Below are 18892 nucleotides of genomic sequence, written 5' to 3'. Positions count from 1 at the left end.
CATGCTGGACAAGGGTGTGAGGAAAACGTCGGGTAATGACCTGAGAATAATATCTATCGGCAAATATTGCCTGAGTGATAGCATAGCTTACCTGCGGCAGTAAAGCCCGCGCGCACGCTTGCGCACGCACGGTTCGGGACGCTGTCGCGCATCCCTCGCTACAATGACCGCAGGCGATCAGCGGCAGGGGGGCCGAATGTTGTCTCCAGGATTCATCTTCGCGACGGGGATCGAAAACAGCATCCCCACCATCCAGAACGGACGGGTGCGCATGGACGAAATGGAGAAGTGCGGCCATTACCGCCACTGGCGCACCGATTTCGACCTGGTGCAGGAACTGGGGCTGAAGGTGCTGCGCTACGGCGCGCCGCTGCACCGCACCTGGCTGGGGCCGGACCGCTACGACTGGGAGTTCGCCGACCTCGTCTTCAACGACCTGCGCCAGCGCAACATCGCGGCGATCGTCGACCTGTGCCACTTCGGCGTGCCGGACTGGATCGGCAATTTCCAGAACCCCGACTTCCCCGAACTGTTCGCCGCCTATGCCGGCACGTTCGCGCGGCGCTTCCCGTGGCTGCAGCTGTACACGCCCATCAACGAGATGTCGATCTGCGCGCTGTTCTCGGCCCTGTACGGCTGGTGGAACGAGCAGATGACGACCGACCGCAGCTTCATCACGGCGACCAAGCACATCGTCAAGGCCAATATCCTGGCCATGCACGCGATCCTGCAGGTACGCCCGGACGCGCTGTTCGTGCAGAGCGAATCGACCGAGTACTTCCACGCCGAGAGCCCGGCCGCCATCGGCCCCGCGGAGATGTACAACGCACGGCGCTTCCTGTCGCTCGACCTGAACTTCGGCCGCCGCGTCGATTCCGACATGTACGAATACATGCTGGACAACGGCATGACGCGCGACGAGTACCACTTCTTCCTGCACAATAATCTGAAACACCATTGCATCATGGGTAACGATTATTACCAGACCAACGAGCACTACGTGTCGGCCGACGGCCTGACGCGTGCCGCCGGCGAGATCTTCGGCTATGCCGTCATCACCCACCAGTACTACAACCGCTACCGCCTGCCCGTGATGCACACGGAAACCAATCTCGCCGAAGGACCGCGCGGCGACGAGGCCGTGTACTGGCTGCGCAAGGAATGGGCCAATGTACTGCGGGTGCGCAACAACGGCGTGCCGCTGGTCGGTTTCACCTGGTATTCGCTGACCGACCAGGTCGACTGGGACACGGCGCTGCGCGAGGACAACGGCAACGTCAACGCGCTCGGCCTGTTCGACCTGGACCGCAAGATCCGCCCCGTCGGCATCGCCTACAAGGAACTCGTGCGCGACTGGATGGAAGTCCTGCCCACGCAGAGCGTCTGCCTGCAGGTGCCCATCGTGATGCCGCACGAGTTCCAGCGCCGCGTCGACCCGCCGACCGGCTGGCCCTTCGACGACGATGCCACGCTCGCCCCGCGCACCGAGGAACGCGAATGAGCGGCTGCGGGAGCCGCCATGTCCCTGTTAGCGCTCACAGCGAGAAGACTGTTGTACTTACCGCAGTTTCGCGGTCCGGAAGCTGCGGGAACGCCCATATAGTTTCCTAAAGACAATGCTTTTCTTGTAGACTCGCTGGTGTTCACATTCACGTCCGCCGGCGCCTTCCGCCGGCACGTCCATACGCGGAGACACCGGTTGATTCGAAAGGGAGCAGCAGCCGTGGTGCACGACGAGATGTGCGCCGCCCCCACTGCCGACCAGGTATCCACCCTGCGCCGGCGGCAGCGGCCGCTCATCCCCGTCACCATCGCCCTCGTCGTGCTGGCCAACCTGGCGCTGGTCGCCATGCTCGTCTGGAGCAGCCTGAGCGCGCGCCGCATGCTGCTGGCGAACGCCACGGTCTCGACGGCGAATACCGCCCAGGCGCTGGCCGACCAGGCCCATACCGCGGTCAAGATGGCCGATACGATCCTGGTCGGCATGGTCGACCGCATCGAGACCGACGGCATGAGCGAACTGCCCGCGATGCGCCTGCGCTCCGTGATGGCCAAGCACCTGGCGGACACGCCGGCGCTGCAGGGCCTGTTCATCTACGACGCGGCCGGGCGCTGGATCGTCAACTCCGGCAACCGCACCTACGAAGGCCGCAACAACGCCGACCGCGCCTATTTCCAGTACCACCGCGACCATCCGGGCCGCGCGCCCCACGTCGGCGCGCCGATCGTCGGGCGCACCAGCGGCGCCTGGGTGATCCCCGTCTCGCGCCGCATCGAACGGGCCGACGGCAGCTTCGCCGGGGTCGCGCTGGCGACGATCAAGATCGACTTCTTCCACCGGGTCTACCGCCAGCTCGACACCGGCCAGGACGGCGAGATCGTCCTGGCGCTGGAAGACGGCACCCAGTTGCTGGCCAGCCCGTTCCGGGAAAGCGGCATCGGCCGCAACGTGGCGGCGACGGCCGCCTTTGCCGCCCTGCCGGCAGGCGCGCCCAGGGGCACGTTCGCGGTGGGCCAGGGCGAGCAGGCGCGGCTGTACGGCTTCGCGCGCATGGCCGAGTACCCGATGGTGCTGATGGTGTCGCGCGCGAAGGAGGCGCTGCTGGCGAGCTGGCGCGCGACCACCGCCCAGGTCAGCATCGCGCTGCTGCTGCTGACCGGGGGCCTGGCCACGCTGGGCACCCGCCTGGTGCGCCAGATCGGCCTGCGCGACCGCCTGGAGGCGGAACTGCTCGAGACCAAGAGCGCGCTCGAGAGCAGCAACGCCTCGCTGGCGGCGCTGGCCTACGTCGACGGCCTGACCGGCCTGTTCAACCGTCGCTACTACGAGCAGGCGCTCGGCCGCGAGATCCTGCGCGCCCAGCGCCAGCAGGCGCCGCTGGCCCTGTTGATGCTCGACGTCGACCACTTCAAGAAGTACAACGACCATTATGGCCACCCCGCCGGCGACGCCTGCCTGGCCATGATCGGCCAGGCGATCCAGCGCGGCCTGCGCCGCCCGGGCGACGTGGCGGCGCGCTATGGGGGCGAGGAATTCGTGATCCTGCTGCCGTCCACCGACCAGGATGGCGCGCTGGCGGTGGCGGAGGCGATCCGCGCCTGCGTCGAGGAGAGCGCCCTGCCCCACGCGGCAGCGCCGTCGGGCATCGTCTCCGTCAGCCTCGGCGCCTGCGCGCTGGTGCCGGGCGTCGGCGGGAATGACATGGAGGCGCTGGTGCGGCGTGCGGATACGGCCTTGTATGCGGCCAAGCAGCGGGGGCGCAATTGCGTGGCGGCAGGGTAAGCAGCGCGTCGCGAATGTTTCGCAGGTTTGTGGAACCTCGCCGCATACGACAAGGCTGTGCCTGCCGGACAACGCTGCAGCATGACGTAGATCAATACTCCTGAGGAATTGCACTAAAAACAATGCTAGTACATAAAATTTCTCTACCGGGCCGGACGGATTTCGGCACCCACAGGAGAACACCATGTACCAGCGATCCGTATGCCTTCTATTGGCCATTCTTGGCCTAGATTGCGCAGCAGCCGCCGACTACCCGGCAAGCATCCGCAATACAAAGGGCGACCAGTTCCAGCTTCGAAATAATGTGTATGGTTTAAAGCCGTTATCGCTCGGCGTCGACAGCAGTGTGCTGCGTTGTGCTGGCAAATTCTCGATCTATACAGTCGACAAGGTCACAGACACCGAAACATACATTACCTTCATCAGTGTTAATGATCCCTTTGGTAACGACACATGTCCCGCAGGCGCACCGAAGGCATGGGAGGGCTCACAGTATAGTTTGCCGAATACAACCTATAGCCTGATTAACTACAAAACATCGGGCATCGCCTACGGCGCATTGATCGTTCCATTCAAGTTTCATCTGGGTAATGATAAGAAGCTATCGGCGTCCTCGACGATTGCCCCCTACCTTGGCATCCGCTGGCGTGGCCTGCAATATCTGGGTGCAGAAGCAACTCCCATCTTCTCGGCCGGGCTGGGCCTGGTTCCAGTTTCTGACGCCGCCAGTGGCAAGACCGAAACCAAAGCGGCATTTTCCACGGCGATCGGCGTGACCGTGAGTAGTATCAAGTCAATGGACTTTAATGCAGGATTTCTTTTCGGCAAAGATTTCGTCAACCGGGCCGAGCGGGGAACGGATGCCGCCGTCAACAAACCATGGATATCGGTCTGGGTCGGCATCAGCAAATAACTTCTGGATTGAATGGCCATGACGAATGGCCTGCCCAGCTGGGTTCGAACCAGCGACCCTCAGCTTAGAAGGCTGATGCTCTATCCAACTGAGCTATGGGCAGTGCGAAGGATCCGGTCCCGGCAGGCGCCAGGACGGCTTCTCGACATGAAAACGGGCCGTCATCGACAGCCCGTCCTCGAAACGATGGTCGGAGTACAAGGATTCGAACCTTGGACCCCCTGCTCCCAAAGCAGGTGCGCTACCGGGCTGCGCTACACTCCGATTGCGGGGATCATACCCCGCCCGGCACATAGCGTCAATGAAGCCCGGCGTGCCCCGTTCAGGCCTCGAAGCGGGCGGCGATGCGCCTGGCCATCGACTCGGCCAGCTCGGCGTGGCGCGCCTCGACCATCACGCGCACCAGCGGCTCTGTGCCGGACGGGCGGATCAGTACGCGGCCGTCATCGCCCAGTTCGCGCTCGACGGCTTCCTTCTCGCCGACCACGGCGGCGTTCTTCGTCCAGTCGAAGCCCGGCTGCACGCGCACGTTGATCAGGGTCTGCGGGAACAACTTCAGTTCGCTGCAGCAGTCGGCCAGGCTGCGGTCGCTGCGCTTGAGCGCCGTCAGCACCTGCAGGGCCGAGACGATGCCGTCGCCGGTCGTGTGCTTGTCCAGCGCCAGCAGGTGGCCGGAACCTTCGCCGCCCAGCAGCCAGCCGCGCTCCTGCATCATTTCCAGCACGTAGCGGTCGCCGACCTTGGCGCGCGCGAAGCCCACGCCCAGGTCCTTGAGCGCCACCTCCAGCGCCATGTTCGTCATCAGGGTGCCGACCGCGCCGTCGACCGGGCCGGTCGCCAGGCGCGCGCGCACCATCACGTACAGCAGTTCGTCGCCATTGTACAGGCGGCCATTCGCGTCGCACATGATCAGGCGGTCGGCGTCGCCGTCCAGCGCGATGCCGAGGTCGGCCTTGTGCTCGACCACGGCGCGCGCCATCGCCTGCGGCGCGGTGGCGCCGACGCCGGCGTTGATGTTGAAGCCGTCCGGCTTGGTGCCCAGTTCGATGACTTCGGCGCCCAGTTCGTGGAACACGGGCGGCGCGATGTTGTAGGCGGCGCCGTGGGCGCAGTCGACGACGATCTTCAGGCCGCGCAGGTCCAGTTCGTTCGGGAAGGTGCTCTTGCAGAATTCGATGTAGCGGCCCTGGGCGTCGCGCAGGCGGGTCGCGCGGCCCAGCTTGTCGGAAGGCACGCAACCCATCGGCTGGTCCACGGCTTCCTCGATCTCGCTCTCGACGGCGTCCGGCAGCTTGGTGCCGTGCTCGGAGAAGAACTTGATGCCGTTGTCCTGGAACGGGTTATGCGACGCCGAGATGACGACGCCCGCCTGCAGGCGCAGCGCGCGCGTCAGGTAGGCGATCGCCGGGGTCGGCATCGGGCCGGCCAGCATCACGTCCACGCCGGCGGCCGAGAAGCCCGCCTCCAATGCGGCTTCCAGCATGTAGCCGGAAATGCGGGTGTCCTTGCCGATCAGGACCACCGGGCGTCCACCCGTGCCGGTGCTGCCCCTGGCCAGCACCTTGCCGGCCGCATAGCCCAGGCGCATGACGAAATCGGGAGTGATCGGGGCTTCGCCCACCAGGCCGCGGACGCCGTCCGTGCCGAAATATTTACGTGCCATTCGTTCTGCCTTTCAAGTATTCGTCGCGACACCAGGCGCCAGCGCCTCCCAGACCTTCAGCGCATCCACCGTCTCCGCGACATCATGGACCCGCACGATCCGCGCTCCCTGCGCCAGCGCAGCGAGGGCACCGCCCACGCTGCCAGCCAGGCGTCCTTCGACGCTGCGCCCGGTCAGGGCGCCGATCATGGACTTGCGCGACACGCCGGCCAGTACGGGCAGGCCGAGTTCCCGTCGCATGCGCTCCATGTTGCGAAACAAAGCGACATTATGCTCGACTGTCTTGCCGAATCCAAATCCCGGGTCAATCGTGATGCGCTCGCGTGCGATGCCCGCCGCCGCGAGCGCCGCGACGCGCTCGCGCAGGAAGGCGATCACCTCGTCCACCACATCGTCGTACTGCGGGCTGGCCTGCATGTCCTGCGGCGTGCCCTGCATGTGCATCACGCACAGGCCGCAGTCGGCATCGGCCACCGCCTCGATCGCGCCGGGCGCGCGGAAACCGTTGATGTCGTTGATCATGTCGGCGCCCGCGATGACGGCCTCGCGCATCACCTCCGGCTTGCACGTGTCGATCGACAGCGGCACGCCCAGTTCGCGCAGCGCGTAGATCGCCGGCATCACGCGCGCCAGTTCCTCGTGCACCGGCACCGCCGGCGAACCGGGACGCGTCGATTCGCCCCCGATGTCGATGATGTCGACGCCGTCGCGGATCATCCGCTCGGCTCGCTCCACGGCGAACTCGAGCGTCTGGTAGCGGCCGCCGTCCGAGAAGGAATCCGGGGTGACGTTGAGGATGCCCATGACGAGCGGCCGGCGGGCGAGATCGTAGCCGAAGCGGCCGCATTGAAGATACTGGCGCATAGTGAACAAGCAAGAAGAGGGAAATAAAAAAGACACCCGGAAGCGAATCCTGGGTGTCTTTCGGGGAGCCCGTCCGGGCTCGTGCCGCGGCGATCAGGCCGGCGCGGTCGCGTTCTGGGCGACGCCGCCGCTGTTGTCGCTCGGCGGATTGCGCTTGGTCAGCTGGACCGACTTCGGCGGCTTGGGCTCGCGGCCGGCCATGATGTCGTTGATCTGCTCGGCGTCGATGGTTTCCCATTCGAGCAGCGCGCGGGTCATCATCTCGACCTTGTCGCGGTTTTCTTCCAGCAGGCGGCGCGCCAGCGAGTACTGGGTGTCGAGGATGCTGCGGATCTCGGCATCCACCTTCTGCTGCGTCGCTTCGGAGATGGTCTTGACCGAGCCGCCGAAGAAGCCTTCGTTCTCGCTGTCCTCGTAGACCATCACGCCCATGCTCTCCGACATGCCGAACTTGGTGACCATCGAGCGGGCCAGCTTGGTGGCGCGCGAGAAGTCGTTCGAGGCGCCGGTCGACATCTGGCCGACGAAGATCTCCTCGGCGATGCGGCCGCCGAACAGGATCGAGATCTCTTCCAGCATCTTGTCCTTGTAGCCCGACAGGCTGTCGTGTTCCGGCAGCTGCCAGGTCAGGCCCAGCGCATAGCCGCGCGGCATGATCGTGACCTTGTGCACCGGATCGGCCTTCGGCAGCAGCTTGGCGATGACGGCGTGGCCCGACTCGTGGTACGCGGTGTTGCGGCGCTCTTCCTCGCGCATGACCATCGACTTGCGTTCCGGACCCATGTAGATCTTGTCCTTGGCATCCTCGAAGTCGATCATCTCGACCAGGCGCTTGCTGCGGCGCGCGGCGAACAGCGCGGCCTCGTTGACCAGGTTGGCCAGGTCGGCGCCGGAGAAGCCCGGGGTGCCGCGCGCCAGGATGTCGGCCTTGACGTCGGTACCGATGGGCACCTTGCGCATGTGGACGTTGAGGATCTGCTCGCGGCCGCGGATGTCCGGCAGGCCCACCATCACCTGGCGGTCGAAGCGGCCCGGACGCAGCAGCGCCTTGTCCAGCACGTCGGCGCGGTTGGTCGCGGCGATCACGATGGTGCCCGACGATGCCTCGAAGCCGTCCATCTCGACCAGCAGCTGGTTCAGCGTCTGTTCGCGTTCGTCGTTGCCGCCGCCCATGCCGGCGCCGCGGTGGCGACCGACGGCGTCGATCTCGTCGATGAAGATGATGCACGGCGAGTGCTTCTTGGCGTTCTCGAACATGTCGCGCACGCGCGATGCGCCGACGCCGACGAACATCTCGACGAAGTCCGAACCGGAGATCGAGAAGAACGGCACCTTGGCCTCGCCGGCGATGGCGCGCGCCAGCAGCGTCTTGCCGGTACCCGGGGGGCCGACCATCAGCACGCCGCGCGGGATGCGGCCGCCCAGTTTCTGGAACTTGCTCGGGTCCTTCAGGAAGTCGACGATCTCGCCCACTTCTTCCTTCGCCTCGTCGCAACCGGCGACGTCGGCGAAGGTGACGGTATTGTTGGTTTCATCCATCATGCGGGCCTTCGACTTCCCGAACGAGAACGCCCCGCCCTTGCCGCCGCCCTGCATCTGGCGCATGAAGAACACCCAGACGCCGATCAGGAGCAGCATCGGGAACCAGGAAATGAAGACCTGCTGCAGGAACGACGGCTCTTCCGGCGGCTTGACGTCGAAGCGCACGTTGTTGTCGCGCAGGTCGCCGATCAGGCCGCGGTCGAGCATGGTGGCGGTGGTGCGCACCTTGGTGTCGTCGGTGCGGGTCGCGGTGATGCTCGACCCTTCGATCACGACATCCTTGATCTTCTTCGCCTTGACATCATCGAGCAGCTCGGAATAAGCGATGGTCTTGCTGCCGCCCGCGGTGCTGTGGTTGTCGAACTGCTTGAACAGCATGAACAACAGCAGCGCGACCACCACCCAGATGGCGGATTTGGAAAACATATTATTCACGAAGACTCCTCTGATGCGGACGCATCTTTCCCATATTTTCAAAGGCGGATTTTACCCGCAATCGGCGGACAATACGACGCACGCGCGCCCGCTCGGCATCTTTTAGTGCCTATACGACACTATAACGGTTTTTATCCCGGCCCGTGCGTGCCGCGCGCCGCGATCCTTGTCCATCGTGGCACGAAACCCACCGTTCTTCGCGCATGTGCGGTTCCAGGCGCAAATATCAAGGGCGGAATCGCTGCCGGCGGCAAATTTCAGGCCGCCGGATGCTTCAGACCGCGTCCCAGCAGGAAGATTTCCGAGGATTTGTCGCGGCTGGCCTTGGGCTTGATCTGCTTGACCGTCTTGAACTCGGTGCGGAACTTTTCCAGGATCTGCGTGAAACCCATGTCCTTGAAGCATTTAACCAACAGTGCGCCGCCCGGTTTAAGGTGCATTTGCGAAAACTCAATCGCCAGGTCGATCAGGTCTTCCATGCGCGCCGCGTCCGCATGCGAGATGCCGGACAGGTTCGGCGCCATGTCGGACAACACCAGGTCGGCCATCCGGCCTTCCAGCACGGCGGCCAGCCGGTCCAGCACTTCCTGTTCGCGGAAATCGCCCTGGATGTAGTGCATGTCGGCGATCGGCTCCATCGGCAGGATGTCCAGGCCGATCATCGTGCCCTTGATGCCGCCCTCGTCGCCCCCGGCCAGCTTGCGCCGCGTGTACTGGCCCCAGCTGCCCGGGGTGCAGCCGAGGTCGACGATGACCTGGCCCGGCTTGATCAGCTTTTCGGCCTCGTCGATCTCTTTCAGCTTGTAGGCAGCACGCGCCCGGTAACCCTCTTTCTGTGCCAATTTGACATAGGGGTCGTTAATGTGGTCGTGCACCCAGTTTTTGTTGAATTTATTCTTGGCCATTCGCGTAAAATACTGCTTTTAATAGGTATCGCAAAAAAATATTATTATGATCAAACTCACCCCGGCCGAGCGTTCCGCCTTGCGCGCGGAAGCCCACGGACTCAATCCCGTCGTCATGATCGGCGAAGCCGGCCTGACCGAGGCCGTCCTGAAAGAAATCTCGTCCAGCCTGGACGCGCACGGCCTGATCAAGGTCCGCGTGTTCGGCGACGACCGCGAAGCGCGCATCGCCATGTACGAGCAGATCTGCGCCGACCTCGACGCCGCGCCCGTGCAGCACATCGGCAAGCTGCTCGTGCTGTACCGCCCCAAGAAGGACGAGGCAAAGGAACGTACCGCCAAGACCGGCAAGGGCCTGCGCGAAGTCACCATCGTCAAGCCCAGCCCGAGTGGCACCAAGAAACCGACCGTCACCAAGGTCTTGCTCAAAGGTAATGAGCGCGTGACCCAGGGCGGCAACATCAAGCGCGCCAAGGCGCGCCAGACCAGCAGCAAGAAGACCGCGCTGAAATAAGCCGCGGTGTTCAAAAAATTAACCGGGGCCGATGCCCCGGTTTTTTTCGCATGCGCAGGCCGTTCGATCGACGTAGGGTGGACGGGTTCCCCGTCCACGCGTCCAAGTGGCGCATGCATCACCCCGGCGCCGCTCGCGTGCCCGGCAGATCGGGCGGCGTGTATCACCGCGTGGACGGCAAGCCGTCCACCCTACCGGGATTTCACCACCAGGATCGCTCCCAGCACGCTCTCGACCAGGTAGCACAGCTGCGACACCCCATGCAGCGCGGCGAACGTCCCCCACTGCGGCGACGCCCGCACGCCGTTCGGCCCGGCCGCCGCGCGGATCGCGGCCATCACCGGCTGCAGGCCCAGGTAGACGATCATGCTGCAGGCCAGCATCCCGGCCACGCACCACAGCAGCCAGCGCTTGCGGCCGCTGTCCAGGTCGGCCGACTTCAGCACCAGGCCGATCAAGAGGACGGCCAGCGCCAGCGACAGCCAGGCTTCGCGCGTGAGCATGGTGCCGACCACGCTGCCGGCCAGCGTGCTGTCGAGCACGGCGAAGGCGCTCGGCGCGGCCAGGTAGCTCACGCCCCAGACGCTGCCGGCCCACAGGGCGGCCAGCAGCAGGCGCGCATTGGCGACGAACTTCACGCGCGCCGCCGCGTCAGATGTAACGGACGTCGAAGATCTCGTATTCGCGCACGCCCGACGGCGCCTTGACGTCGACCACGTCGCCGGCGTACTTGCCGATCAGGGCGCGGGCGATCGGCGAGGTGATCGAGATCTTCAGCTGCTTCAGGTCGGCCTCGTCCTCGCCGACGATCTGGTAGGTCACCTTGTTGCCGGTTTCCAGGTCTTCCAGGTCGACGGTGGCGCCGAACACGATGCGGCCTTCGGCATCGACCATCGACGGATCGATGATCTGGGCGGTCGACAGCTTGGCTTCCAGCTCGGCGATGCGGCCTTCGACGAAGGCCTGGCGCTCCTTGGCGGCATCGTATTCGGCATTTTCGGACAGGTCGCCGTGCGAACGCGCTTCAGCGATGGCATCGATCACCTTGCGGCGTTCCTGGGTCTTGAGCTGGTGCAGCTCGGCCTTCAGGAGTTCGGCGCCATGTCGGGTCAAAGGAGTGTTCATAGGTCTCTGCTCTATTCAAGTGCAATACGGCGTGCACGACAAAAAAAGTGAAAACCACAGAGCCGCACGACCGAAGTCGCGCGAACTCTGTGGTTCAGGGTACTGCTTCGAACCTTAGTTTAAGGTTTTATGCAGGCCTTGTAAATCGTACACATTCAGTTCGTCGAGGTGACGCATGCCCTGCACCGCCGCTTCCGCGCCGGCGATCGTCGTGTAGGTCACGACGCGCGCCTGCAGCGCCGAGGTACGGATGGTGCGCGAGTCGGCGATGGCGTTGCGCTTTTCCTCGACCGTGTTGACGACCATCGCGATCTCGTGGTTCTTGATCATGTCGACGATGTGCGGACGGCCCTCGACCACCTTGTTCACCGGCGACACCGGGATGCCGGCGGCCGAGATCACGGCGGCCGTGCCCTTGGTCGCGACCAGCTTGAAGCCGAGGTCGACCAGTTCGCGCGCCAGCTTGACGGTGCGCGGCTTGTCCGAGCCCTTCACCGACAGGAACACGTTGCCCGACGACGGCAGCGTGATGCTGGCGGCCAGCTGCGACTTCACGAACGCTTCGCCGAAGGTCATGCCCACGCCCATCACTTCGCCGGTCGACTTCATTTCCGGGCCGAGGATGGTGTCGACGCCCGGGAACTTCACGAACGGGAACACGGCTTCCTTGACGCTGTAGAACGGCGGGATCACTTCCTTCGTGATGCCCTGCTGGGCCAGGGTCTGGCCGACCATGCAGCGCGCCGCGATCTTGGCCAGCTGCAGGCCGGTCGCCTTCGACACGAACGGCACGGTGCGCGAGGCGCGCGGGTTCACTTCCAGCACGTACACGGTATCGACCGTCCTGCCGTCGACGTCCGACTGCTGGATCGCGAACTGCACGTTCATCAGGCCGACCACGTTCAGGCCCTTGGCCATCAGCGAGGTCTGGCGCTTGAGTTCATCGATCGTGGCCTGCGACAGCGAGTACGGCGGCAGGGAGCAGGCCGAGTCGCCCGAGTGCACGCCGGCCTGCTCGATGTGTTCCATCACGCCGCCGATGAAGGTAGTCTCGCCGTCCGAGATGCAGTCGACGTCGACTTCGATGGCGTCGTTCAGGAAGCGGTCCAGCAGCACCGGCGAATCGTTCGACACCTTGACCGCTTCGCGCATGTAGCGCTCCAGGTCGCGCTGCTCGTGGACGATCTCCATCGCGCGGCCGCCCAGCACGTACGACGGGCGCACGACCAGCGGGTAGCCGATTTCCGTCGCCAGGGCCAGCGCCTCGGCTTCGGTGCGCGCGGTGCGGTTCGGCGGCTGGCGCAGGCCCAGGTCCTGCAGCAGCTTCTGGAAGCGCTCGCGGTCTTCGGCCGCGTCGATCATGTCCGGCGAGGTGCCGATGATGGGCACGCCGTTGGCTTCGAGGTCCAGCGCCAGCTTCAGCGGGGTCTGGCCGCCGTACTGGACGATCACGCCGGCCGGCTTTTCCAGGTCGACGATCTCGAGCACGTCTTCGAGCGTGAGCGACTCGAAGTACAGGCGGTCCGAGGTGTCGTAGTCGGTCGACACGGTCTCCGGGTTGCAGTTGACCATGATGGTCTCGTAGCCGTCCTCGCGCATCGCGAGGGCCGCGTGCACGCAGCAGTAGTCGAACTCGATGCCCTGGCCGATCCGGTTCGGGCCGCCGCCCAGCACCATGATCTTCTTCTTGTCGGTCGGGTTCGATTCGCACTCCTCGTCGTACGTCGAGTACATGTACGCCGTGTTGGTCGCGAACTCGGCCGCGCAGGTGTCGACGCGCTTGTACACCGGACGGATGCCCAGCGCATGGCGCTTCTCGCGCACGGCCTGCGCGGTGGTGCCCATCAGGAAGGCCAGGCGGCGGTCCGAGAAGCCTTTCTGCTTGAGCTTGTACAGCACCGGCTTGTCCAGGCTGTCGAGCTTCTGGTGGTCCAGCCACAGTTCGATGTCGACGATTTCCTTGATCTGGACGAGGAACCACGGATCGATCTTGGTGAGGTTGTGCACCTCCTCCAGCGTGAAGCCCTGGGCGAACGCGTCGCCCACGTACCAGATGCGGTCCGGGCCCGGCTCGCCCAGCTCTTCCTCGATCTTCTCGCGGTCGCGGGTCTTCTCGTTCAGGCCGTCGACGCCGACTTCCAGGCCGCGCAGCGCCTTCTGGAACGATTCCTGGAAGGTGCGGCCCATCGCCATCACCTCGCCCACCGACTTCATCTGGGTGGTCAGGTGCTTGTCGGCGGTCGGGAACTTCTCGAACGTGAAGCGCGGGATCTTGACGACGACGTAGTCGATCGACGGTTCGAACGAGGCCGGGGTCGCGCCGCCGGTGATCTCGTTGCGCAGCTCGTCGAGGGTGTAGCCGACCGCCAGCTTGGCGGCGACCTTGGCGATCGGGAAGCCGGTGGCCTTGGAGGCCAGCGCCGACGAACGCGACACGCGCGGGTTCATCTCGATGACGATCATGCGGCCGTCCTTCGGATTGATCGCGAACTGCACGTTCGAGCCGCCGGTATCGACGCCGATCTCGCGCAGCACGGCGATCGACGCGTTGCGCATGATCTGGTATTCCTTGTCGGTCAGCGTCTGGGCCGGCGCGACGGTGATCGAGTCGCCCGTGTGGACGCCCATCGGATCCAGGTTCTCGATCGAGCAGATGATGATGCAGTTGTCGTTCTTGTCGCGCACGACCTCCATCTCGTACTCTTTCCAGCCGAGCAGCGATTCCTCGATCAGCAGTTCCGAGGTCGGCGAGGCTTCCAGGCCGCGCTTGCAGATGGCCTCGAACTCTTCCTCGTTGTAGGCGATGCCGCCGCCCGAGCCGCCCATCGTGAACGACGGACGGATGATGACGGGGAAGCCCAGCTCGCGCTGCACGGCGCGCGACTCGTCCATGGTGTGGGCGACGCCCGACTTGGCCGAGCCCAGGCCGATCTTGGTCATCGCGTCCTTGAACTTGGAGCGGTCCTCGGCCTTGTCGATGGCTTCCGGGGTGGCGCCGATCAGCTCGACCTTGTATTTGTCGAGCACGCCGTGGCGGTGCAGGTCCAGCGCGCAGTTCAGCGCGGTCTGGCCGCCCATGGTCGGCAGGATCGCGTCCGGGCGCTCCTTTTCGATGATGCGCTCGACGGCCTTCCAGGTGATCGGCTCGATGTAGGTGACGTCGGCCGTTTCCGGGTCCGTCATGATGGTCGCCGGGTTCGAATTGACCAGGATGACCTTGTAGCCTTCCTCGCGCAGGGCCTTGCAGGCCTGGGCGCCCGAGTAGTCGAATTCGACCGCCTGGCCGATGACGATCGGGCCCGCGCCGATGATCAGGATGCTGTTGATGTCACTACGTTTTGGCATGTATGTCTTCTCTCACTTGGCTTTGGCGTTGCTCATCAGGCCGATGAAGCGGTCGAACAGGTAGGCGACGTCGGTCGGGCCCGGCGACGCTTCCGGGTGGCCCTGGAAGCAGAACGCCGGCTTGTCCGTGCGCTCGAAGCCCTGCAGCGAACCGTCGAACAGCGAGACGTGGGTCACGCGGCAGTTGTCCGGCAGCGTATCCTGGTCGACCGCGAAGCCGTGGTTCTGCGAGGTGATCAGGACCTTCCTGCTGTCCAGGTCCTGCACCGGGTGGTTGGCGCCGTGGTGGCCGAACTTCATCTTGACGGTCTTCGCGCCCGAGGCCAGCGCCATGATCTGGTGGCCGAGGCAGATGCCGAAGGTCGGGATGCCGGTCTCGATGACGTCCTTCGTCGCCTGCACCGCGTAGTCGCAGGCGGCCGGGTCGCCGGGGCCGTTGGCCAGGAAGATGCCGTCCGGGTTCAGTGCCAGCGCCTCGGCCGCGGTGGCCTGCGCCGGCAGCACGGTGATCTTGCAGCCGCGCTCGGCCAGCATGCGCAGGATGTTGCGCTTGACGCCGTAGTCGAAGGCGACCACGTGGTATTGCGGGTTGTCCTGCTTGCCGAAGCCTTCGCCCAGCTTCCATTCGGTCTCGGTGAAGACGTACGGTTCCTTGACCGACACGACCTTGGCCAGGTCCATGCCGTTCAGGCCCGGGAACGAGCGCGCCAGTTCCAGCGCCTGCGCCTCGAGCGGCTCGACGCCCTGCGTGCCGGTCAGGATGGCGCCGTTCTGGGCGCCCTTCTCGCGCAGGATGCGGGTCAGCTTGCGCGTGTCGATGCCGGCGATGGCGACCACGTTTTCCTGCTTCAGGTAGTCCGACAGCGATTGGGTGGAGCGGAAATTCGACGCCAGCAGCGGCAGGTCGCGGATGATCAGGCCGGCGGCATGCACCTTCGTGGCCTCCACGTCGGCCGGGTTCACGCCCTGGTTGCCGATGTGCGGATACGTCAGCGTGACGATCTGACGCGAGTAGCTGGGGTCGGTAAGGATTTCCTGATACCCGGTGATGGCGGTATTGAAGACCACTTCACCGATGGTATGACCGGCGGCGCCGATCGCATATCCTTTGAAAATGGTTCCGTCTGCCAGGGCCAGGATGGCTGGAACGGCTGGGCCAGAAAAAAATGGCGGCAAGGGCAACTCCCGATAAAGTTGCCGTAGCTGCGCCACGTCAGACCGGCCTGAACGAATGTGAGCGATGGATACGCCCGGTGCTACAGGTCGTTAGATGAAGGAATGGGTGGGTAATCGCTACGGCAGATAAGTGATGGCTAAACCTCTGAATTATAGCGCCATTTACGCCGGTCGGCAATCGCCCTCCGGTCATTTCACCCTGCCCCATTCCCTCTAGAAATAGCGCGTGCCGGCCGACGGGCCGGACAACCCTCCTTACAGGCCCAGCGCGGCGATGCCGGCCCGGGCGATCTGCGCATCCTCGGCCGACTTCACGCCCGACACGCCGATCGCGCCGACGGTGCGGCCATCGACGACGATGTTGATGCCGCCCTCCAGCATGCCTTCCAGCTGCGGCGCGCTCAGGAACGAGGTGCGGCCGTTGTTGATCAGGTCTTCGTACGCGCGCGATTCGCGGCAGCCCAGCGCGGCCGTGCGGGCCTTCTGCGGGGCGATGTGCGCGGAGATCGGCGCGGCGCCGTCCAGGCGCTGCAGCCACAGCGGGTGGCCGCCGTCGTCGCAGATCGCGATCACGACCTTCCAGCCGTTGGCCATCGCCTCGGCTTCGGCGCCGGCGGCGATCTTCTTGACGTCTTCCAGGGTCAGGACGGGTTTGGTTTGCATCGGGTAACTCCTTGAGGGTGGACAGGATCGTGGGGAACGGGCGTCAGGGCGCCGGCGTCATCTGCTTGGCCTTGAGCTTGGCCTTGAGCTGGGCCATGACGCCCGCCGCGGCCTGCTCGCCGGCCAGCACGGCCAGGTTGCGGCCGTTGAAGTCGGCGCTGCCCATGGCGCCCAGCGACGGCGTGATGACGACGTCGGCGTCCTTCAGTTCGAACTGGTTCAGGCGCTGGCCCATGATGGTGAAGGTCTGCATCAGCACGTCGACGTTGCTGGCGATGGCCTGGGCCTCGGTCGCGCTCGAGATATTGACGGCGATGATGAATTCCGCGCCCATCTCCTTGGCGAAGCGCACCGGCACCGGCGCCACCAGGCCGCCGTCGACGTAGGTGCGGCCGCCGATGCTGACGGGCTGGAACACGCCCGGCACGCTCGACGAGGCGCGCACGGCCATGCCGGTGTTGCCGCGCCGGAACAGGATCGGCTGGCCGGTCTTGAGGTCGGTCGCCACGGCGCCGAACGGGATCTTGAGCTTTTCCATCGGCTGGTTGCGCACCACCTTGTTGACGTAGGCCTGCAGCGCATCGCCCTTCAGCACGCCGGTCGACTTGCCGAAGAACGGTACGGCCCAGTCGGAGATGGTGGCTTCGTCCAGCTCCATGGCGATCTTCTGCAGCGCGAAGCCGTCGTGGCCGGACGCGTACAGTGCGCCGACGACGGAACCGGCGCTGGTGCCGACCACGATGTCGGGATGGATGCCCTGGGCTTCCAGCGCCTTGATCACGCCGATGTGGGCGAAGCCGCGCGCGGCGCCGCCGCCGAGGGCCAGGCCGATCCTGACCTTGCGCGGCTGGACGGCGGGAACCGGGGCCGCCGCGACCGGGGCCGCGGGCTGGGTGGGGGTGGAGCCGCAGCCGGCGAGCAGGGCGGAGGCGGCGAGGAAGGACAGGGTCGAGCGGCGGGTCAGGGACATGCGGGGCGTCGGGGATACGGGCAAAGCACCGATTGTAACCCGTTATTCCGCCACAAGCCGATCGTGGGGTGGACGGCTGCGCCGTCCACGCGTTCAACGCGCGCGTGCGGCGTCGCGGGGTCGCCATTCCCATTGGTTGCGGCCGCGACGGCGCCGACGGCGCGTATCACCGCGTGGACGGGGAACCCGTCCACCCTACCCGGGCAGGGAAGTATTCGGCAAGGATGCGGTAAATACGCTCCCCTTCCCCGCCGACGAGCGGATCGCCAGCTTGCCGCCGTGCCGGATCAGCACGTGCTTGACGATGGCGAGGCCGAGTCCCGTGCCCTGGGTCTCGCGCGAGCGGCTCTTGTCGACGCGGTAGAAGCGCTCGGTCAGGCGCGAGATGTGCTGCTCGTCGATGCCGATGCCGTCGTCGGCCACCTCGAAGCGCAGGTCGTTTGCGCCGCGCGACCACGACAGCGTGATGTGGCCGCCGGCCGGCGTGTAGCGCACGGCGTTGCTGGCCAGGTTGCCGAAGGCGCTGCGCAGCTCGTCGGCGCTGCCCATCACGTCCGGGCCGTCGACCCGCACCGCGATCTCGTGGCGGCCGTTGGACAGCGCGCGCGCGTCCATGGCGATCTGCTCGACCAGGGCGCGCACGTCGACGTGCTCGCGCTTGAGCGGATAGTCGTCGGATTCGAGGCGCGACAGCGTCAGCATGTCCTCGATCAGGCGCTGCATGCGGCCGGCCTGCTCCGTCATCAGTTGCAGGTGCGCGGTGCGCGTCTTCTCGTCCAGGCCCGGGTCGGCCAGGGCGATCTCGAGGAAGCCGACGATGACCGTCAGCGGCGTGCGCAGTTCGTGCGAGGCGTTGGCGATGAAGTCGCGGCGCATCGCCTCGATGCGTTCGGTCTCGGTGGCGTCGTGGGTCACGAGGATCTGGCGGCGGTTCTCGAAGGGGATGATCTGCACTACCAGCCGGCGGCCGCGGATGGCCAGCGTCAGCGGCTGCTCGTAGCGGCCCAGGATGATGTAGTCGATGAATTCGGGATGGCGCACCAGGTTCGTCACGCGCCGGCCCTTGTCGCGCTCCAGCGTCAGGCCCAGGTGGCGCTCGGCGGCCGGGTTGCACCATTCCAGGAACAGCACGTCGTCCATGATGGCCACGCCCTCGGGCAGCAGGTGCATGGCCTGGCGGAAGCGCGCCAGCCAGTCGGCCAGGTCGCGCTGGTTGCGCTCGTCGTCGCGCCGCAACCGGTACAGGCGCGCGAACACCTCGGTCCACGCGCCCCAGCCGTCCGGCAGCTTGCCGCTCTGCGGGTCGTCCAGCCATTCGCCCAGCTTGTGCAGGTAGTTCAGCTGGACGAACAGCAGGCCGATCGTGAACACCAGCGCGAACGCCAGGCCGGTGACGGGCCCGGACATCCACCAGAACACGCCGGCGCCGGCCAGCACCATGGCCAGGCGCAGGCTGGCCGGCACCCAGAACAGCAGCTTCGGATTCAAGGACGG

The 18892-nt window shown here is 65.4% G+C and carries 15 protein-coding genes and 2 tRNA genes; 4 read left to right on the top strand and 13 right to left on the bottom strand.

Going from position 1 to position 18892, the window contains the following annotated elements:
- The first annotated feature begins 196 nt into the window (after positions 1-196).
- From QZ749_RS06745 to QZ749_RS06735, 3 genes are all read left to right on the top strand, one after another.
- Positions 197-1501, top strand: a complete 1305-nt coding sequence (locus QZ749_RS06745; RefSeq protein WP_296944834.1) for a family 1 glycosylhydrolase — start codon at positions 197-199, stop codon at positions 1499-1501.
- Positions 1502-1699: 198 nt separating this feature from the next.
- Complete coding sequence (locus QZ749_RS06740; RefSeq protein ID WP_296944832.1) at positions 1700-3283, top strand: sensor domain-containing diguanylate cyclase; 1584 nt, start codon at positions 1700-1702, stop codon at positions 3281-3283.
- A gap of 184 nt (positions 3284-3467) precedes the next feature.
- The gene (locus QZ749_RS06735; RefSeq protein WP_296944830.1) at positions 3468-4196 is read left to right on the top strand and encodes a hypothetical protein; all 729 of its coding nucleotides are present in this window, start codon (positions 3468-3470) and stop codon (positions 4194-4196) included.
- Positions 4197-4222: 26 nt separating this feature from the next.
- Here the strand turns inward: QZ749_RS06735 and QZ749_RS06730 are convergent.
- The 6 genes from QZ749_RS06730 to QZ749_RS06705 all read right to left on the bottom strand — a co-directional run bounded on the left by QZ749_RS06730 (position 4223) and on the right by QZ749_RS06705 (position 9605).
- Positions 4223-4299 (bottom strand) — tRNA-Arg (locus tag QZ749_RS06730).
- Positions 4300-4383: 84 nt separating this feature from the next.
- Positions 4384-4460 (bottom strand) — tRNA-Pro (locus QZ749_RS06725).
- A gap of 58 nt (positions 4461-4518) precedes the next feature.
- The gene (gene glmM, locus QZ749_RS06720; RefSeq protein ID WP_296944828.1) at positions 4519-5859 is read right to left on the bottom strand and encodes a phosphoglucosamine mutase; all 1341 of its coding nucleotides are present in this window, start codon (positions 5857-5859) and stop codon (positions 4519-4521) included.
- Between the two features lie 12 nt (positions 5860-5871).
- A complete protein-coding gene (gene folP / locus QZ749_RS06715; RefSeq protein ID WP_296944959.1) occupies positions 5872-6723 on the bottom strand; it encodes a dihydropteroate synthase in 852 nt (283 codons plus the stop codon).
- Between the two features lie 93 nt (positions 6724-6816).
- A complete protein-coding gene (gene ftsH / locus QZ749_RS06710) occupies positions 6817-8700 on the bottom strand; it encodes an ATP-dependent zinc metalloprotease FtsH (RefSeq protein WP_296944825.1) in 1884 nt (627 codons plus the stop codon).
- A 257-nt stretch (positions 8701-8957) separates the two neighbouring features.
- Positions 8958-9605: an RlmE family RNA methyltransferase gene (locus QZ749_RS06705; protein ID WP_296944823.1), complete on the bottom strand. Its 648-nt coding sequence runs from the start codon at positions 9603-9605 to the stop codon at positions 8958-8960.
- Positions 9606-9651: 46 nt separating this feature from the next.
- Between QZ749_RS06705 and yhbY the strand changes: the two genes are divergently transcribed.
- Positions 9652-10119 (top strand): ribosome assembly RNA-binding protein YhbY, encoded by a 468-nt coding sequence (yhbY, locus tag QZ749_RS06700; protein WP_296944820.1) that lies wholly within the window; start codon positions 9652-9654, stop codon positions 10117-10119.
- Between the two features lie 191 nt (positions 10120-10310).
- On the opposite strand, the gene QZ749_RS06695 is transcribed toward yhbY, so the two are convergent.
- The 7 genes from QZ749_RS06695 to phoR all read right to left on the bottom strand — a co-directional run bounded on the left by QZ749_RS06695 (position 10311) and on the right by phoR (position 18886).
- Positions 10311-10757 (bottom strand): DUF4149 domain-containing protein, encoded by a 447-nt coding sequence (locus tag QZ749_RS06695; protein WP_296944817.1) that lies wholly within the window; start codon positions 10755-10757, stop codon positions 10311-10313.
- Positions 10758-10770: 13 nt separating this feature from the next.
- Positions 10771-11244 (bottom strand): transcription elongation factor GreA, encoded by a 474-nt coding sequence (gene greA / locus QZ749_RS06690; protein WP_296944814.1) that lies wholly within the window; start codon positions 11242-11244, stop codon positions 10771-10773.
- A gap of 114 nt (positions 11245-11358) precedes the next feature.
- Entirely contained in the window at positions 11359-14589 is a 3231-nt protein-coding gene (carB, locus tag QZ749_RS06685; protein WP_296944812.1) for a carbamoyl-phosphate synthase large subunit, read from the bottom strand.
- A 12-nt stretch (positions 14590-14601) separates the two neighbouring features.
- A complete protein-coding gene (carA, locus tag QZ749_RS06680; RefSeq protein WP_296944809.1) occupies positions 14602-15765 on the bottom strand; it encodes a glutamine-hydrolyzing carbamoyl-phosphate synthase small subunit in 1164 nt (387 codons plus the stop codon).
- A 255-nt stretch (positions 15766-16020) separates the two neighbouring features.
- On the bottom strand, positions 16021-16428 hold the full coding sequence (locus QZ749_RS06675) for a heme-binding protein (RefSeq protein WP_296944807.1): 408 nt from the start codon (positions 16426-16428) through the stop codon (positions 16021-16023).
- 43 nt (positions 16429-16471) lie between these two features.
- Entirely contained in the window at positions 16472-17398 is a 927-nt protein-coding gene (locus QZ749_RS06670) for a patatin-like phospholipase family protein (protein ID WP_296944804.1), read from the bottom strand.
- A 195-nt stretch (positions 17399-17593) separates the two neighbouring features.
- Positions 17594-18886 (bottom strand): phosphate regulon sensor histidine kinase PhoR, encoded by a 1293-nt coding sequence (phoR, locus tag QZ749_RS06665; RefSeq protein ID WP_296944802.1) that lies wholly within the window; start codon positions 18884-18886, stop codon positions 17594-17596.
- Positions 18887-18892: the final 6 nt, after the last annotated feature.

Source organism: uncultured Massilia sp. (assembly GCF_913773735.1).
Taxonomy (GTDB): Bacteria; Pseudomonadota; Gammaproteobacteria; order Burkholderiales; family Burkholderiaceae_D; genus Telluria.
This window is presented reverse-complemented; position numbering and strand designations above follow the sequence as displayed.

Excerpts from the sequence above, each read along its gene's own strand:
- yhbY (WP_296944820.1), top strand. The coding sequence starts at position 9,652 with ATGATCAAACTCACCCCGGCCGAGCGTTCCGCCTTGCGCGCGGAAGCC.
- QZ749_RS06675 (WP_296944807.1), bottom strand. The coding sequence starts at position 16,428 with ATGCAAACCAAACCCGTCCTGACCCTGGAAGACGTCAAGAAGATCGCC.
- QZ749_RS06735 (WP_296944830.1), top strand. The coding sequence starts at position 3,468 with ATGTACCAGCGATCCGTATGCCTTCTATTGGCCATTCTTGGCCTAGAT.
- greA (WP_296944814.1), bottom strand. The coding sequence starts at position 11,244 with ATGAACACTCCTTTGACCCGACATGGCGCCGAACTCCTGAAGGCCGAG.
- glmM (WP_296944828.1), bottom strand. The coding sequence starts at position 5,859 with ATGGCACGTAAATATTTCGGCACGGACGGCGTCCGCGGCCTGGTGGGC.
- folP (WP_296944959.1), bottom strand. The coding sequence starts at position 6,723 with ATGCGCCAGTATCTTCAATGCGGCCGCTTCGGCTACGATCTCGCCCGC.
- QZ749_RS06705 (WP_296944823.1), bottom strand. The coding sequence starts at position 9,605 with ATGGCCAAGAATAAATTCAACAAAAACTGGGTGCACGACCACATTAAC.
- carB (WP_296944812.1), bottom strand. The coding sequence starts at position 14,589 with ATGCCAAAACGTAGTGACATCAACAGCATCCTGATCATCGGCGCGGGC.
- QZ749_RS06745 (WP_296944834.1), top strand. The coding sequence starts at position 197 with ATGTTGTCTCCAGGATTCATCTTCGCGACGGGGATCGAAAACAGCATC.
- QZ749_RS06670 (WP_296944804.1), bottom strand. The coding sequence starts at position 17,398 with ATGTCCCTGACCCGCCGCTCGACCCTGTCCTTCCTCGCCGCCTCCGCC.